This is a genomic window from Ruegeria sp. AN6, assembly GCF_056540425.1.
On record NZ_JBQFWR010000013.1, the window covers coordinates 47967 to 62521 of the forward strand.

Annotated in this window: 20 protein-coding genes; 13 read left to right on the top strand and 7 right to left on the bottom strand. The window is 55.7% G+C overall.

The features are described 5' to 3' along the window. Positions 1-33 precede the first annotated feature (33 nt). From ACR0MQ_RS17860 to ACR0MQ_RS17870, 3 genes are read right to left on the bottom strand one after another with little or no spacing between them, the layout of a single operon-like run. On the bottom strand, positions 34-462 hold the full coding sequence (locus tag ACR0MQ_RS17860; RefSeq protein WP_170473559.1) for an Lrp/AsnC family transcriptional regulator: 429 nt from the start codon (positions 460-462) through the stop codon (positions 34-36). A 56-nt stretch (positions 463-518) separates the two neighbouring features. Further along, on the bottom strand, positions 519-1838 hold the full coding sequence (locus tag ACR0MQ_RS17865; RefSeq protein WP_480609908.1) for an MFS transporter: 1320 nt from the start codon (positions 1836-1838) through the stop codon (positions 519-521). Positions 1839-1841: 3 nt separating this feature from the next. Next, the gene (locus ACR0MQ_RS17870) at positions 1842-2099 is read right to left on the bottom strand and encodes a metal-sensing transcriptional repressor (protein ID WP_170775866.1); all 258 of its coding nucleotides are present in this window, start codon (positions 2097-2099) and stop codon (positions 1842-1844) included. Between the two features lie 133 nt (positions 2100-2232). Between ACR0MQ_RS17870 and ACR0MQ_RS17875 the strand changes: the two genes are divergently transcribed. The 7 genes from ACR0MQ_RS17875 (at position 2233) to ACR0MQ_RS17905 (ending at position 7011) form a co-directional block, all read left to right on the top strand. Next, positions 2233-2847 (top strand): ribonuclease D, encoded by a 615-nt coding sequence (locus ACR0MQ_RS17875; protein WP_480609910.1) that lies wholly within the window; start codon positions 2233-2235, stop codon positions 2845-2847. Next, on the top strand, positions 2844-3806 hold the full coding sequence (locus tag ACR0MQ_RS17880; RefSeq protein WP_480609912.1) for a KpsF/GutQ family sugar-phosphate isomerase: 963 nt from the start codon (positions 2844-2846) through the stop codon (positions 3804-3806). Before ACR0MQ_RS17875 ends, ACR0MQ_RS17880 begins: the two co-directional genes overlap by 4 nt. Positions 3807-3819: 13 nt before the next feature. Beyond that, positions 3820-4419, top strand: a complete 600-nt coding sequence (locus tag ACR0MQ_RS17885) for an LPS export ABC transporter periplasmic protein LptC (RefSeq protein ID WP_480609914.1) — start codon at positions 3820-3822, stop codon at positions 4417-4419. Positions 4420-4422: 3 nt separating this feature from the next. Further along, positions 4423-4914 (top strand): LptA/OstA family protein, encoded by a 492-nt coding sequence (locus ACR0MQ_RS17890; RefSeq protein WP_010442513.1) that lies wholly within the window; start codon positions 4423-4425, stop codon positions 4912-4914. After that, a complete protein-coding gene (gene lptB, locus ACR0MQ_RS17895) occupies positions 4914-5672 on the top strand; it encodes an LPS export ABC transporter ATP-binding protein (RefSeq protein WP_170473598.1) in 759 nt (252 codons plus the stop codon). The genes ACR0MQ_RS17890 and lptB overlap by 1 nt, the downstream gene beginning before the upstream one ends. A gap of 252 nt (positions 5673-5924) precedes the next feature. Further along, positions 5925-6488, top strand: coding sequence for a ribosome hibernation-promoting factor, HPF/YfiA family (gene hpf, locus ACR0MQ_RS17900; RefSeq protein ID WP_480609916.1), 564 nt, complete (start codon positions 5925-5927; stop codon positions 6486-6488). A 58-nt stretch (positions 6489-6546) separates the two neighbouring features. Further along, positions 6547-7011, top strand: a complete 465-nt coding sequence (locus ACR0MQ_RS17905) for a PTS sugar transporter subunit IIA (RefSeq protein ID WP_170473601.1) — start codon at positions 6547-6549, stop codon at positions 7009-7011. A 587-nt stretch (positions 7012-7598) separates the two neighbouring features. On the opposite strand, the gene dalA is transcribed toward ACR0MQ_RS17905, so the two are convergent. Next, entirely contained in the window at positions 7599-8114 is a 516-nt protein-coding gene (gene dalA / locus ACR0MQ_RS17910) for a divisome-associated lipoprotein DalA (RefSeq protein WP_170473605.1), read from the bottom strand. A 169-nt stretch (positions 8115-8283) separates the two neighbouring features. Here dalA and ACR0MQ_RS17915 point away from each other — a divergent pair, with 169 nt between their 5' ends. Continuing rightward, positions 8284-8883, top strand: coding sequence for a L,D-transpeptidase (locus ACR0MQ_RS17915; RefSeq protein WP_010442519.1), 600 nt, complete (start codon positions 8284-8286; stop codon positions 8881-8883). A gap of 139 nt (positions 8884-9022) precedes the next feature. Further along, positions 9023-9205 carry a hypothetical protein gene (locus ACR0MQ_RS17920; protein ID WP_010442520.1) on the top strand — a complete coding sequence of 61 codons (183 nt, stop codon included), beginning with the start codon at positions 9023-9025 and terminating at the stop codon, positions 9203-9205. A gap of 76 nt (positions 9206-9281) precedes the next feature. Here ACR0MQ_RS17920 and hemH read toward each other — a convergent pair whose 3' ends face one another. Both hemH and ACR0MQ_RS17930 read right to left on the bottom strand, forming a co-directional pair. Next, entirely contained in the window at positions 9282-10331 is a 1050-nt protein-coding gene (gene hemH, locus ACR0MQ_RS17925; protein WP_170775875.1) for a ferrochelatase, read from the bottom strand. 55 nt (positions 10332-10386) lie between these two features. Continuing rightward, positions 10387-11217: a methyltransferase domain-containing protein gene (locus ACR0MQ_RS17930; protein WP_170775877.1), complete on the bottom strand. Its 831-nt coding sequence runs from the start codon at positions 11215-11217 to the stop codon at positions 10387-10389. Between ACR0MQ_RS17930 and ACR0MQ_RS17935 the strand changes: the two genes are divergently transcribed. Genes ACR0MQ_RS17935 through ACR0MQ_RS17950 form a run of 4 tightly spaced genes read left to right on the top strand, consistent with a single transcriptional unit; the run spans position 11198 to position 13543 of the window. Beyond that, positions 11198-11962: a double zinc ribbon domain-containing protein gene (locus ACR0MQ_RS17935; RefSeq protein ID WP_480609919.1), complete on the top strand. Its 765-nt coding sequence runs from the start codon at positions 11198-11200 to the stop codon at positions 11960-11962. The genes ACR0MQ_RS17930 and ACR0MQ_RS17935 overlap by 20 nt on opposite strands. 37 nt (positions 11963-11999) lie before the next feature. Then, positions 12000-12257, top strand: a complete 258-nt coding sequence (gene grxC, locus ACR0MQ_RS17940; protein WP_010442524.1) for a glutaredoxin 3 — start codon at positions 12000-12002, stop codon at positions 12255-12257. Beyond that, entirely contained in the window at positions 12257-13087 is an 831-nt protein-coding gene (locus tag ACR0MQ_RS17945; protein ID WP_170777146.1) for a carbon-nitrogen hydrolase family protein, read from the top strand. The genes grxC and ACR0MQ_RS17945 overlap by 1 nt, the downstream gene beginning before the upstream one ends. A 15-nt stretch (positions 13088-13102) precedes the next feature. Further along, the gene (locus tag ACR0MQ_RS17950) at positions 13103-13543 is read left to right on the top strand and encodes a MarR family winged helix-turn-helix transcriptional regulator (protein ID WP_010442526.1); all 441 of its coding nucleotides are present in this window, start codon (positions 13103-13105) and stop codon (positions 13541-13543) included. Between the two features lie 261 nt (positions 13544-13804). Here the strand turns inward: ACR0MQ_RS17950 and ubiG are convergent, their stop codons facing one another. Beyond that, positions 13805-14551 carry a bifunctional 2-polyprenyl-6-hydroxyphenol methylase/3-demethylubiquinol 3-O-methyltransferase UbiG gene (gene ubiG / locus ACR0MQ_RS17955; protein WP_170775881.1) on the bottom strand — a complete coding sequence of 249 codons (747 nt, stop codon included), beginning with the start codon at positions 14549-14551 and terminating at the stop codon, positions 13805-13807. Positions 14552-14555: the final 4 nt, after the last annotated feature.

Below are 14555 nucleotides of genomic sequence, written 5' to 3' on the forward strand. Positions count from 1 at the left end.
GCCAATTATCTGTTTACAGAGGGTTAGCGCATCTCAGTTTCGATCAATCTTGCGGCCGAAAACAACGCTGGTGTTAGTGCGCAAAACACCGGGGATGCGCGCGAGCTCGTCAACCAGAATATCAAGGTCCTCGATTCGTGGGGCTTCGGCTGACAGCAACAGGTCAAACTCACCATTGATCGACAAGCACAGCTTCACCTCGGGATAGGCTTCAAGCCGTTTGATGATGCGCGTGGTTTCCTTTTGCTGCACTTCTAGCAGCACAACGATCTGTACCTTCGGAGTGTCTTCGTTTTCTCGCAGTACGACGGAGTAACCAGCAATAACACCCCGCTCTTCCATGCGATTAATGCGTTCATGCACAGTTGTCCGGGCAACACCCAGCATTGCCGCGATGCGCGTAGTCGAGTCGCGCGCGTTGTGTTGGAGAGCGGCGATGATGCGTCGGTCAAGCTGGTCCATGCGGTCTCCGGGATGAGGCAGGTGTGTCCGGGTTTAAGGTAGATGCCGGGCAAAGCTCAAGGTTCATGAGGAATGCGAGGGTGCAACTCGTCAATGATGATCGGATGGGCATGCGGTTTGGGTCCAGCGAGATGCGGGTGATCCGGCGGCAGTTCCGGATGGTTGTGGACCACAGATTTTGCGTCGGTGCGAGGCCAAACCCTTATCACGAAGATAAGGCCCAAAACGGCAGCGGTGGCCATCCCGGCCATGGCGACCGTCGAACCAAACCAGGTCATCAGCGACCCGGCTAACGGATACAGCACCAACCAGCAGGCATGAGACAGTGTGAATTGAGCGGCGAAGACTGCCGGGCGATCTTCGGGATGTGCAGATCGGGTCAGCAGGCGGCCCGATGGTGTCAGTGTGCTGGAATATCCAAAGCCAACCAGTATCCAGATCGCAGTCAGCACGCTTAGCGTCATCGGTATGGTTGCGGCCAGAATAGCGGCCACCGCCATTGTTCCGGTTGCCATTGTGGCAGCACTCAGCATGACACGACGATCAGGAATCCGATCCAGCAGGCGTGGCAGCGCGAACGCAGCCAACATCGAACCACCACCAAAACCGGCCAGTGCAATGGCAACAGCGCTTTCAGACAGGTCGAGATCACCACGCACGATCACGACGGTATTAACGATCACCATCGAACTAAGGGCCGCTGCGCTCCAGCTCAGAGCCAACAGGCCACGTAGGCGTGGGGTCTTGAGGTATATTCTGATGCCACGGGTGGTCCGGTCATAGATGCCGCGTGGTACTTTCGGTTTAGGGGAAGGCAGTGTTGCAGATACCACAAGCAGGGCGGAAGCGAGAAAGCCTATGCTGGTGCCCAGGAACAGACTGTCGAAACTGACGATCAATAAGAGTGCGGCGGCCAGTATCGGGCTTAGAAGACTCTCCAGATCGTACGCCAGACGCGACAGAGACAGGGCTTTGGTATAGTCCTGTTCGTCTGTCAGAACGTCGGGAATCGTCGCCTGAAAGGCCGGAGTGAACCCGGCAGAAGCCGATTGCAGGACAAAGATCAGCACATAGACCTGCCAAATTTCAGTGACGAATGGCAAACACAGAGCGACGATTGCACGCACAATGTCCAATGCCACAAGCATTCTACGCCGGTCCAAACGTTCGGCAAAGGCTGCGGCAAGAGGAGCCACAGTGACATAGGCTACCATCTTTATGGTTAGCGCGGTGCCTAGAACCAACCCTGCTGAATCTCCGGCCAGATCAAATGCTAAAAGCCCCAGCGCCACTGTCGCCAGACCGGTGCCTGTCAGGGCCACAATCTGGGCAGCCAGCAGATGCCGATAGGTGCGATTTGTCAGGACGCTGAGCATTGGTCAGAGGTACTTGGTTATTGTTTTGAAGTCTTTGATGGCAGTCTGATCCGCTTCACCAGACAGGCAGTGATCAACATGATCATGGATCAGCACGCGCTTGGCGTTGGTGATAGCTTTCTCCACCGCAAAAAGCTGCTGAGCGATGTCAGCGCAGGGGGCTTCATCTTCGAGCATGGTGATCACCTTGGCCAAATGCCCGTGCGCGCGTTTCAGGCGCGCGGTGATCTGCGGGTGAGAATTATGGGTATGGGATGTCATGATGTATCCTTATCCCCCCCATGGGGTTATTGTCAAGTTAGTCGCGATGCTATAACTACGCGCGCACCGAGGACGTTGAGTTTGGCTGCGAAACCTCCTATCTCGGGGTCGAGACCGCACAAAGGAAGTCGGCGTGGCGAATTACCTCTATAAAAACGATCTGCCCGAAGGGTTGGATATGGGCCCGGTCGTGGCCATCGATTGCGAAACCATGGGGCTGAACCCGCACCGGGACCGGCTGTGTGTCATCCAGATGTCGGGTGGGGATGGAAATTGTCACATCGTTCAGGTCGAAAAGGGTCAATCATCAGCCCCGAACCTCTGTGCGACGCTTGAAGACCCCAATGTGTTGAAGCTGTTCCATTTTGGCCGCTTCGATATTGCAGCCATGTATCACGCGTTCGGTGCGCTTGCAGCGCCGGTCTATTGCACCAAGATCGCCAGCCGGTTGGTGCGTACGTACACCGACCGCCATGGCCTGAAGAACCTGTGTCAGGAATTGCTGGGTGTCGACATCTCGAAACAGCAGCAAATGAGCGATTGGGGTGCGGAAACCCTGACGGATGCTCAGTTGGACTATGCTGCATCGGATGTATTGTATCTGCACCGTCTGCGCGACGCGCTGGACGGTCGGCTTGCCCGTGAAGACCGCACCGAGGTGGCACAGGCCTGTTTTGATTTCCTCCCGACGCGTGCGAAGCTTGACCTCGCAGGCTGGCCCGAAACCGATATTTTTGCGCACTCATGACCGATACTGAGTCCCTTTTGAAAACTGCACGCCAGGTCATCACCGATGAGGCCCGTGCCTTAGACATCCTTGCCGAAGGTTTGGACGAGCATTTCGCCGAGGCAGTGCAGCTGATCCTGCAGGCGACAGGCCGCATTATCATCAGCGGTATCGGCAAATCCGGGCATATCGGCCACAAGATCGCGGCGACCTTGGCTAGTACCGGTACGCCAGCCTATTTCGTCCACCCGGCCGAGGCTAGCCATGGTGATTTGGGCATGGTCTCGAAAGGGGATGTGGTTCTGGCTATCTCGAACTCAGGTGAAGCGCCGGAACTTGTAAATCTGCTGGCCTTTACGCGGCGCTTTGGAATTCCGCTGATTGGTCTGTCCAGCAAGCCCGAAAGCACGCTGATGAAGCAGGCTGACGTGCACCTGCTTATTCCATCGATGGGAGAGGCCTGCGGCTTTGGTATGGTTCCCTCGATCTCGACCACTCTGACGTTGGCGATGGGTGACGCTTTGGCGATCGCGTTGATGAAATACCGAGATTTCAGGCCCGAGGATTTTCGTGCCTACCACCCAGGAGGCAAACTGGGGGCGCAATTATCCACCGTGCGTGATTTGATGCACAAAGATATGCCTCTGGTAACTGCCGGTACTCCGATGAGCGAGGCCCTGCTGGTTATGAGCCAGAAGAGCTTTGGGGTCGTTGGCGTTACTGATGAGGCCGGCTGTCTGCTGGGCATTATCACGGATGGTGACCTGCGTCGGAACATGGACGGGCTACTGAACAAAAACACCACAGAGGTAATGACCGAAAATCCTCTGACTATCGCGCCAAACGCAATGGCAGAAGAGGCGGTTTCGATCATGAATGATCGCAAGATCACTTCTCTTTTTGTGGTGGATCCCGAGACCAATGGTCCGACATCGGGGCTGTTGCATATCCACGACTGTCTGCGTGTAGGGCTGGGTTAAGGAAGTGGCCGAGGTGGATCGCCATTCCCGTTGGGTGCAGTTTCTGAAAGTTCTGCTACCACTGGCGGCGATTCTTATATTGTCCTCTGTGTTTTTGCTGTCCCGCAGCATCGAAACCAATGTGTCGGCGCCCTTCAGTGATCAGGATATTGGAGAGCGACTGACAGATCAGGTCGTTACCCGCCCCGACTACAAAGGCGTAACCCGCAAGGGCGAAGGGATTCGGGTCGAAGCTCGTCGTGCCAGCCAAAGTGGTGAACTAGAAACCCCAACGGCTTCTGAGGTTCAGGGGCGATTTGAGTTGAGCAGCGGTGGCGTGATTACACTTGAATCGAATACGGGCATGATCCGGCCAGATAAGGGCACCGCGACATTTGTGGGCGATGTAGTCATCACGACGGCGGATGGTATTCAGGTAACGACTGACCTTTTGAATACATCTTTGGATGAAATCCGCGGCGACAGCCCAGGTCAGATTGACGGAACGGGTCCGATTGGCGACTTTACTGCAGGACGAATGATTTTTGGGACTGTAAAAAAGGACGGTCCGGTCCATATTCTTTTTACAGGCGGCGTGAAGCTGATATACGAGCCGCAAAAAGCAGAAAGATAACTTGTGTTCGATTTACGTGTCGCCGTTTTGTGTTGTGCCATCGCAGTTGGGGCCACGCCTGCATTTGCGCAGGAGGCTCAGGTGGCATTTGGATCGGTCAACGCTGACCCGACCCTGCCGGTTGAAGTCACGTCCGAGACTCTGAACGTAAATCAGGAAGACGGCTCTGCCGAGTTTATCGGCAACGTGATCGTCATACAGGGTGAAATGCGCCTGACCGCAGATCGCGTTCTTGTCATCTATAACGAAGAACGTTCGGCCATTGATCGGATGGAAGCGACCGAAAATGTCGTTCTGGTCAGTCCACCTGACGCTGCCGAAGGTGATTGGGCGGAATACACCATCGATTCCGGTGTGATCGAAATGAAGGGCAATGTGCTGCTGACTCAGGGGCCCAGCATTATCAGCGGTGATCAGATGATCGCAAATCTGACGTCCGGAACCGCAACGATGTCGGGGCGCGTCAAGACGATCCTGCAGCAAGGTGGCAACTGATGAACCGTCCCGAATTGTCCATCGCTGAAGGCTCTTCCGGTCTGAAAATCGAGAAGCTGCGGAAGTCTTATCGCAAGAAGACCGTCATCCGTGACGTGTCTATGGAGCTGAACCGATCTGAGGTCGTGGCGCTGCTGGGGCCGAATGGATCGGGCAAGACCACCACGTTCTATTCCGTCGCAGGTCTGGTTTTTCCCGAGGCAGGTACTGTGACCATTGACGGGCAGAATGTCACGACTCTGCCAATGTATCGCCGTGCGCGGTTGGGTATCGGTTATCTGCCACAGGAAATGTCAATTTTCCGCGGTATGAGTGTCGAGGACAACATCGCCTCGGTTCTGGATATCACGGTCAAACACGCTCATCGCCGGAAAGAGCGGCTTGAAGAGCTGCTATCGGATTTCTCGATCGAACACCTGCGCCGCGCGCCAGCGCTTGCTCTCTCGGGTGGAGAGCGGCGCCGGGTTGAGATCGCGCGCTGTTTGGCTGCCGATCCGAATTATTTGCTGTTGGACGAGCCCTTTGCAGGGGTCGATCCGATCAGTGTCGGTGATATACGGCATTTGGTGGCTGATCTGAAGAAACGGGGTATCGGGGTTTTGATCACGGATCACAACGTCCGGGAAACGCTGGAAATTGTGGATCGCGCCTACATTCTGCATGACGGTCAAGTTCTGATGTCCGGCACCCCAGACGAGGTGGTGGAGAACGAAAATGTGCGTCGGGTCTATCTGGGCGAAAACTTCCGTATTTCATAAGATTACGCGGAAATGCGCCGGGCGCATGGCGGAAATCTCGCATAAACACATCTGTTTTGATTGACTCTCCCGTCGTCCCTTGCATCAATTGGGACATGGCATTGCTTCGGTTCCAGTCAGGATCTCGATGTCCCTTCTTGGAAGGGCAGGATCAGCGGCAACCGCAGAAAATGCCGATACCCCCCACCCGATAAAAACAAGTCAGTCGCGTTACGCGGCGTCAGAATGGGTGTGAATTGTGAAGGAGATCACATGCGTTACCAAATCAGCGGAAAACAGATCGACATCGGTGCGGCGCTGCAGACCCACGTGCAGACCGAACTGGGCGAGGTCGTGGGCAAGTACGCCCAGCGACCGACTGACGCCAACGTCGTCTTTTCCCGTTCGGCGCATGAATATGTATGCGAAACCACTGTGCATCTGTCGACTGGCCTGACCGCTCAGGCCAAGGCTCATGCGACCGAGATTTATGCGGCGTTTGAAGGCTGCTGTGACAAGATGGAGACACAACTACGGCGTTACAAACGGCGCCTCAAAGACCACCATAAGGATCGATCCGAGCCGGTTGAACTCTTTGGCGCGTCCGCTTATATCCTCGCCTCTGACGAATCGAACACGGCGGATGAACCCGAATCGCTGCAGCCAATGATTGTGGCTGAGATGGAGACCAAGATCCCATCGCTCAGTGTTGGGGAAGCTGTTATGCAAATGGAACTTGCCGGTGCCCCGGTGCTGGTGTTCCGGAATGAGAACAAGGACGGATTGAATGTCGTATATCGTCGTGAGGACGGCAATATTGGCTGGATTGATCCGTAACAGGCAAGAATAGTCGGAACGCCCCCTCGCAGAGGGGGCACGGCTTAGGAGCAGATTGATGGAGCTTTCGAGTATTCTAAAGCCCGAAGCGGTGCGTGTATTGTCCGCTGCGTCCAGTAAGAAGCGATTGTTTCAGGAAATTGGCGACGTAGGCGCTGCGACGCTTGGGCTGGATGCGCAGGCCATCGTTGAAAGCTTGCTTGAGCGGGAGAGCCTTGGCCCGACTGGCGTTGGCCATGGTGTTGCGCTTCCACACGCTCGGTTGTCGGAACTGGAATCGGTCTCGGGTGTGTTTGTCATGCTCGAGAAACCCATCGACTTTGGCTCGGTCGACCGTCAGCCCGTTGATCTGGCGTTTTCGCTGTTTGCCCCCGAAGAAGCCGGGGTTGAGCATCTGAAGGCGCTGGCGCTGGTCTCGCGCACATTGCGTGAGCAATCAGTCTGCGCGAAGTTGCGGGCAAATCCTGATCCGGTAAAGCTGTATGCTATTCTGACCGAAGCTCAGTCGATGCAAGCGGCGTAAGGTGCTAAGAAACGAAGAATCCGTTGAACGACGGCAAGGTAATCATCTTTGGCGCCGCCTTTTGCGGGCAATACACGGCTGATCAGTCCAACTAAAGATGATCCCAAAGAAAACTGAATATGGCGGCTAGGTAGAGGCCGGCGATCACATAGATTTTGTGTCCTTCATCCACCCATTCCTGCATTGTTAATGTAAAGCACTTTAGGCGACATGCGTCGTGCGAACCTGTAAACTCGCCGCCGAGCATCAGGAATGTCGCGATTCCGCCGAACAAAATCAGCGATATCCATTTTCTGTTTTGTCTGGGTATCTTAATTCGCATTGGGATTGCTTAGAGGAACACGATGGATATCACCGTGAACAATGTCACGCTTTAGCAGATGCCGCGTAAGCAGCGTTAAAACCCAATGCAAGTTGCTATCCAACGCCACCACACATTTTAGTTCGCTGCAGTAGGCCGTTTGAGCTCACTTTTTACCAAATTGGCCTCTCTGAAATGACAGCACCCTCGCAAGTGTCTGCGAGGGTGCTCGTTTCGCATGGGTGATAGACAGTCAAAGGTTCGTTCGATCCTGTGACCGGATTACTCAGCCGCCGGTGCCCATCTCCAATGTCCACCAGATTTTACCGCCTTTTTCCTGGTGCCAGGCAAAGCCCATCTGTGTGGCTTTGGGGTCCATTATTACCGCACGCGGTCCGGGTTCCTGCATCCAAGCAGCCAGCGTTTCCGTCTCGGTCTCATAGGTCTCCGAGATCGCTTCGCCCAGGAAGGTGCCATAATATCCGACCCGCGAAGCCCGATCCAGGGGGGAAGACCCATCCGAACCAAAATGCCAGGGCCGATTTTGGCGGGCCATGTCCTTAGAGTGAGTCTCTGCGGCAGCGTTCAGCTGTGCGTTCAACTGAACTTGCTGCAGACCTGAGGCTTGCCGTAGTGCGTTTACTGAATCCAGCATCCGGAACTGCAACTTTTCTGGGTTGCCGCGGATTTTATAGACGCTCGGCAATGGCCTGCCATCAGCACCAAGAGTTGTCGTACCCGAATCGGTACATGCGGCAAGTGCGACTAAACAAATCGCTAGAAGAGAAAGAATACGTGTCATGATCGGCCTGAATTTAGTGTCAACCACGGAAATAGCCTGCCTGAGCGCCCAGAGCAAACGCACAAAGGCCCAACCTTGCGTGATTCTGCCGGTTTGATTTGCGACTGAAGCATTCTGGCCATAAAATATCACAGAAATTGCATTTGCTCATAACAAAGGACCGCTCAACATGGTCAAGAAAACTCTTTTGTCTCCGACGCGTCGCGGCTTTCTGGCGGCTGCCACTGCCAGTTTGGCTTCGCCTGCGCTAGCCCAATACATTCCGGGTGATCCGTTGCGCCCTGCGCCCGAACCTGAGCCTCAGGTACGACGCAATGTATCCGGATTCAGGGCGCTGGATTGGCAGCCTTACTTTTCCAATACCAGAAACGGCGCCATTCTGGTCGATACGGTATCCCGAGCGCTGCATTATTGGTCAGATGATCAATCCGTATACAAACTGTACCCCTCGTCAGTGCCATTGACCGAAGAATTGACCCGTCGTGGGCGCACCAGTGTCATCCGCAAAGTCGAGGGTCCAAGTTGGTCACCGACGCCATCGATGAAAAAACGCAACCCCGAATGGCCTGATTATATCCCGCCGGGACCTGATAACCCATTGGGAACGCACGCTTTATATCTGAGTTGGAAATATTATCGCATTCACGGCACCCATGATACACGCAAAATCGGCCGTCGGTCTTCGAACGGATGCATTGGTTTGTTCAACGAAGATATCGCTGAGTTGTTCTCAATGGCCAAGGTCGGTACGCAAGTGTTGCTAATTTGACGACATTTTCGCGCACGAACCTGCCATTTACGTAAGTTGCAATTGCAATCCATGGGGATAGCTGATTAGAAAAACTCACGAGGTAAGTCTTAGATGTGCGGTTTCGCTATTGGGAATCGCGCAAATTCTGGAGGTTAATATGAAGAAACTCGTTCTCGCTGCTGCTCTGACTGCTGCTGCTTCGACCGCATATGCTGGCAACCTGGAAGAGCCGGTTGTTGAAGCACCTGTTGTTGTCGAAGAAACCCAAGGTTCGTCGCAGGGCATCATCCTGCCGCTGATCCTGCTGGTTGTAGTTGCCGCAGCTGTTGCAGCAAGCTAAGTCGACGAGACTTTATCAATTTAAAAAGGCGGTGGTGCAAACCACCGCCTTTTTTTGTGTTTGGTTAAGTGGGCCGTCATTCCAACCAGCCGCGCAAATTGTCTTGGATCACCTTGCTCAGTGCGGCGATATGCGAATCATCATCGTTGAGGCACGGGATATAGGTGAACGATTCGCCGCCCGCGTGTTCGAAGCTTTCCTTGATCTCTTCGTTGATCTCTTCCAGCGTTTCGATGCAGTCGGCAGAGAACGCTGGCGCGATAACGGCGATATTTTTCTTACCTGCCCGCGCAAGATCGGCCACATGATCGACGGTGTAGGGTTTCAGCCACTCTTCCGGCCCAAATCGCGATTGGAAGGTTGAGACAAGCTGGTCATCTGACCAACCCAAACGCTCTTTCAGAAGTCTTGAGGTTTTGACGCACTGGCAATGGTAGGGATCACCTTGCTGCAGATAGCGTTCCGGCATGCCGTGATACGAGCACACGAGGACATCCGGTTTGGTCTCCATCACTGCGTAGGCACGCTCGACCGAACTTGCCAGTGCGTCGATGTAAGAGGGTTCATCGAAATAGGCCGGCACAGTTCGGCTGGCCGGCTGCCAGGTTTCTTTCATCAAAGCACGGAAGAATTGATCGTTCGCTGTGGCGGTCGTAGCCCCGGCATATTGCGGGTAGAGCGGGAAGAAAAGTATGCGATCACAGCCTTCTTCCACCATCTGGCGCACCTTTGAAGGGGTCGAAGGATTACCGTAACGCATGCAGAATTCGACCATGACCTGATCGCCGTACTGTTCGTGCATCGCGTCGCGTATCTTGGCGGTCTGGTCCTTGGTGATCGTCATCAAAGGGCTTTCACCCTTGTCGTGATTCCAGATCGACTTGTACGCTTCGCCCGAACTGAAGGGGCGTTTGGTCAGGATGATGCTTTGCAGAATGGGCTGCCATTTCCAGGCCGGGTAGTCGATCACGCGCTTGTCTGACAAAAATTCGTTCAGATAACGCCGCATGGGCCAATAGCTATAATCATCAGGTGTGCCCAAGTTGGCCAGCAGGACACCGACACGTCCCGTTTTAACCTTGGGATGCTCTGCGGGCGCGTGGGTAGGACGAGTGGCATCAAACATGTGAAGCTTCCTGAATTTATGTGTCTGGCCTGAGATAACGGGAAAAGGCCGGTCGTCAATCGGGCAGTTTGCCCTCATCCGTGCCCAACGCATCAGCAAGGCGCATTTGGGCCGATCCCGGACGCAAAGGTTTGGGCTGACTGTCATCAGGGGACCAGCCTGTCAGGCAGACCAGTTCGTAAGTTCCCCTCAAACGGCCTTGGGAGGTTGCGAAATGAGCGGCATAGATTTCCTGCGCTTTCTCGAAAACAGCCCGCCGGGTCGGTTGCTTCAGACGATCTTGCAGCGCATTGGTTTCTCCCATAGCGCGCAAATCATGCATCAGATGGTTAAGGTCGCGATATTCGGCAGATAACGTTGCCTTGTCTGCAACGGGCAAAGCCAAACCAGCCCGTAGCAGCAACGCGCCCAGATCACGTAATTCTGCCATCGGTGCAATACGCGGGCTTAGACCGCCCGTAACCTCTATCTCCGCCTGACCCAGCGCCGCACGCAATTCCTGAAGGGTGTCACCTCCCAAGCAAACGACCAAGAGCAAACCATCGGGCTTCAACGCACGATGGCATTGGATTAATTGGCCAACCGGGTCGTTTGCCCAATGCAGCGCCATCGCGTGTATAACCAGGTCATGCGCGCTTGGCGTCAGGTCCAGAACCTCATCATCCGGGATGAACCGGGCCTCGGTCCATAATCCTTCCCAGATGTGTGGGAACGGGGTCACGACGACAGGCGCCTTAAAGGTTTTATTAACCATCGATAGACGATCCTGCACCTCGTCAACAGCGGCGCGGTGCAGAAACAGCGCCTCATCCTGCGCGCGGCTGCGGTGGAGCGCGAGGGCAGCGCGGTCAAACAGAGAGGGTGCAGTGTCGGACGGCAGTTTCATAAGCCGCAAGTATCGCATTCGTCGGGGGATTCAAACCGTTGTCGAGATGATCTATCCCCCGCGTTGCCTTTCATGCGGTGCGCTGACTGAATCCGACTTTGGCCTCTGCGGTCCATGCTGGCGAGACACACCATTTATCGGCGGCGCAGTTTGCGAAAGTTGCGGCGTGCCGGTCCCCGGCGCACGGGATGGGCATAGAATCGAATGCGACGACTGCCTCACAAAACCACGCGCTTGGCAGGACGGTCGGGCAGCTCTGATGTATCAAGGGGGTGCCAAATCGCTGATACTGGCGTTGAAACATGGGGATCGTACGGAATTGGCGCGCCCGGCTGCCCGCTGGATGGCACGAGCCGGATCCGAGGTGTTTCGCCCCAACATGTTGATCGCGCCAGTCCCGCTGCATTGGTCCCGAATGATCCGCAGGCGATATAACCAATCTGCATTGCTTGCGCATCATCTGGGCCAGGAAACGGGTCTGGCCGTATGCCCTGATCTCTTGGTTCGAACCAGACGCACGCCTTTCCTGGATGGCAAAACAGCGGTTGAACGCGCGGCAGCACTCGCCGACGCCATAGCTGTACATCCGAAACGGGAACGTATGACACAGGGCCGCGATATTCTTCTGGTCGATGACGTTATGACCTCGGGTGCGACACTGGAGGCCTGCGCGAGTGTCTGTCGTGCTTCAGGAGCAAATCATATTTTCGTGTTGGTACTGGCGCGCGTTGCCAAGGATGCCTAATTCGCCCAAGAATGTGCGAAACCCAAAGGGACGGAATATGAAGCCGGTAGAAATCTACACCTCGCCGCTGTGCGGCTTTTGCCACGCTGCCAAACGGCTGTTGAAGCAGAAAGGCGTCAAGTTCTCGGAAGTCGACGTGCTGATGCATCCCAAACGCAAACCCGAGATGATCCAGCGGGCGGGTGGGAAACGCACTGTCCCGCAGATTTTCATCGGCCAAACTCATGTTGGCGGTTGCGATGACCTCTACGAGCTTGAACGTCAGGGCAAGCTGGATCGCCTGCTCGCGGCCTGATGCAGACCGCTCTGCTGCAAATCACTTCGTCGGACGACCCGGTCCAGAATCTGGACATGGTGCGCGCCATGATGGCCGAGGCTGCAGAGCGGGGCGCGCGCTTTCTCCTGACGCCCGAGGTGACGAACTGCGTCTCGACCAGCACTACTCGGCAGCGCGAAGTTCTGCAGCATGAAGAGGATGACATCACCCTGGCTGGCCTGCGCAAGCAGGCCGCTGATTTGGGTGTTTGGCTACTGATCGGCTCTTTGGGGATCAAAACCCACGATGCAGATGGCCGCTTTGCCAACCGTAGCTTCATGATCGACCCGCAGGGGCAGATCGTGGCGCGATACGACAAGATCCACATGTTTGACGTGCAGGTCAGTGAGACCGAGACGTTCCGCGAATCGAAGAACTATCGCCCCGGCGAGAATGCCGTGATCGCAGATACAGATTTCGGGAAAGTTGGTATGACGATCTGCTATGATATCCGCTTTCCGCATCTTTATGCAGCGCTGGCGCAGGCTGGAGCACAGATTCTAACCGTCCCGGCAGCGTTTTCGCCGGTCACAGGTGCTGCACATTGGGAATCCCTGCTGCGCGCGCGGGCGATTGAAACCGGCTGCTGGGTGCTTGCCCCGGCGCAGACTGGCGCGCATCCAAAGACGCGCGGCAAGACCCGATATACCCATGGCCACAGCATGGTCGTGGCCCCTTGGGGAGAGGTCGTCATCGACGCAGGCACCGATCCGGGCATTCACTTTTTCGAATTGCATGATAGTTCTGTGTCCGAGGCGCGCCGGCGTGTGCCCTCATTGACTCATGTACGGCCTTTCAAAGGTCCCTGATCCAGAACCGGGCTTATGACGGACGAGAAAAATGCCCTGGCGGTCACGCTGTTCAGCGAAATACTGACCGCAGACCAGCTATTGCGCAACCGGCTGAGCCGGGTGCTTCCCAAGGGCATGGAAATCTCACATTTCTCGGTGCTGAACCATCTGGTCTTTGTCGGAGATGAACGCAGCCCGGCGCAGCTGGCCAACACGTTCCACGTCACGCGCGGAGCGATGACCAACACCTTGGCCAAGCTGGAATGGGCTGGATACATTCACATACGCCCCGACTGGGACGACGCCCGCCGCAAAATGGTCGCGATCAGCCCAGCCGGCCGCCGCGCGCGCGATCAGGCGATTTCCTCGATTGCCCCGCTGATCAACCGCGTGGTCGGAGAGCTGGGGCTGGAGCGGGTGCGGAGTACGTTGCCGGTACTGCGGGATTTGCGGTTGCAGTTGGAGGGGGAGTGAAGAGCGCAACTATTTGGTTTTCGAGACAACCGACTCTCAAAGATCTACAGCGCCCATATCTTCAAAGGTGTTCATACGATCAATGAGCCTTGTACCCAACTCTGTGGGGCTGCGTGTGAATATTGATGGGCACGTTTGAAAGCTGCTCTCGCCTGTAAATCGCGCCCCAATTGCGAAAGAGCGATGCCGCGCTCAAGTTCCATCTAAATAGCTTTTGAAGAGTTAATTTTTGTCAGCATTTGGATGGTGTTTACACCCATCCTATCCCGCCTTCACACTCGCCGTCACATAATTCACGCTCAAATCCCGGTCCGAGATCGACCAGCTCCACAGGATCGGGTTGAAGACAAAGCCCTTGCGGTCCACCGGCTCCAGTCCGGCCTGACGCAGCAGGTCGAACAGCTCATCCGGCGTGATGAACTTGTTCCACTCATGCGTGCCACGGGGCAGCCAGCGCATGACGACCTCGGCCCCGAAAATCGCCATGGCATAGGATTTCGGGTTGCGGTTGATGGTCGAGCAGATCAGCAGCCCGCCCGGTTTCAACAACTGCTGCGAGGCGGTCAGGAAACCCAGCGGATCGGCCACATGTTCGACCACTTCCATGTTCAGCACCACGTCGAACTGTTCGCCTGCGGCTGCCATATCCTCGGCGGTGGTGTGGCGATAATCGATTTGCAACCCCGATTGCTCGGCATGGATGCGGGCGACGGGCAGGTTGCCCTCGGCGGCATCGGCTCCGACCACTTCAGCCCCAAGGCGCGCCATCGGTTCGCTCAGCAAGCCGCCGCCGCATCCGATATCCAGCAGGCGCAGGCCCTCGAACGGACGCGGGTCCTTAAGATCCCGGTCAAACTCCCCAGCAATCTGTTGGGTGATATAGTCCAGACGGCACGGATTCAGCATGTGCAAAGGTTTGAATTTCCCATGTGGGTCCCACCATTCGGCGGCCATCGCCTCGAATTTTGCGATCTCGGACGGGTCGACCGTGTTCGGATGCGCTTGCATTCCT

What these genes read in the sequence shown, in the direction of transcription:
- ACR0MQ_RS17930 (WP_170775877.1), bottom strand. Translation starts at nt 11,217, where the DNA reads ATGAAACTGCCGTCCGACACTGCACCCTCTCTGTTTGACCGCGCTGCC.
- ACR0MQ_RS17950 (WP_010442526.1), top strand. Translation starts at nt 13,103, where the DNA reads ATGACGGACGAGAAAAATGCCCTGGCGGTCACGCTGTTCAGCGAAATA.
- ACR0MQ_RS17915 (WP_010442519.1), top strand. Translation starts at nt 8,284, where the DNA reads ATGGTCAAGAAAACTCTTTTGTCTCCGACGCGTCGCGGCTTTCTGGCG.
- ACR0MQ_RS17860 (WP_170473559.1), bottom strand. Translation starts at nt 462, where the DNA reads ATGGACCAGCTTGACCGACGCATCATCGCCGCTCTCCAACACAACGCG.
- ACR0MQ_RS17945 (WP_170777146.1), top strand. Translation starts at nt 12,257, where the DNA reads ATGCAGACCGCTCTGCTGCAAATCACTTCGTCGGACGACCCGGTCCAG.
- ACR0MQ_RS17865 (WP_480609908.1), bottom strand. Translation starts at nt 1,838, where the DNA reads ATGCTCAGCGTCCTGACAAATCGCACCTATCGGCATCTGCTGGCTGCC.
- ACR0MQ_RS17920 (WP_010442520.1), top strand. Translation starts at nt 9,023, where the DNA reads ATGAAGAAACTCGTTCTCGCTGCTGCTCTGACTGCTGCTGCTTCGACC.
- hpf (WP_480609916.1), top strand. Translation starts at nt 5,925, where the DNA reads ATGCGTTACCAAATCAGCGGAAAACAGATCGACATCGGTGCGGCGCTG.
- ubiG (WP_170775881.1), bottom strand. Translation starts at nt 14,551, where the DNA reads ATGCAAGCGCATCCGAACACGGTCGACCCGTCCGAGATCGCAAAATTC.
- ACR0MQ_RS17905 (WP_170473601.1), top strand. Translation starts at nt 6,547, where the DNA reads ATGGAGCTTTCGAGTATTCTAAAGCCCGAAGCGGTGCGTGTATTGTCC.
- grxC (WP_010442524.1), top strand. Translation starts at nt 12,000, where the DNA reads ATGAAGCCGGTAGAAATCTACACCTCGCCGCTGTGCGGCTTTTGCCAC.
- hemH (WP_170775875.1), bottom strand. Translation starts at nt 10,331, where the DNA reads ATGTTTGATGCCACTCGTCCTACCCACGCGCCCGCAGAGCATCCCAAG.
- dalA (WP_170473605.1), bottom strand. Translation starts at nt 8,114, where the DNA reads ATGACACGTATTCTTTCTCTTCTAGCGATTTGTTTAGTCGCACTTGCC.
- ACR0MQ_RS17870 (WP_170775866.1), bottom strand. Translation starts at nt 2,099, where the DNA reads ATGACATCCCATACCCATAATTCTCACCCGCAGATCACCGCGCGCCTG.
- lptB (WP_170473598.1), top strand. Translation starts at nt 4,914, where the DNA reads ATGAACCGTCCCGAATTGTCCATCGCTGAAGGCTCTTCCGGTCTGAAA.
- ACR0MQ_RS17880 (WP_480609912.1), top strand. Translation starts at nt 2,844, where the DNA reads ATGACCGATACTGAGTCCCTTTTGAAAACTGCACGCCAGGTCATCACC.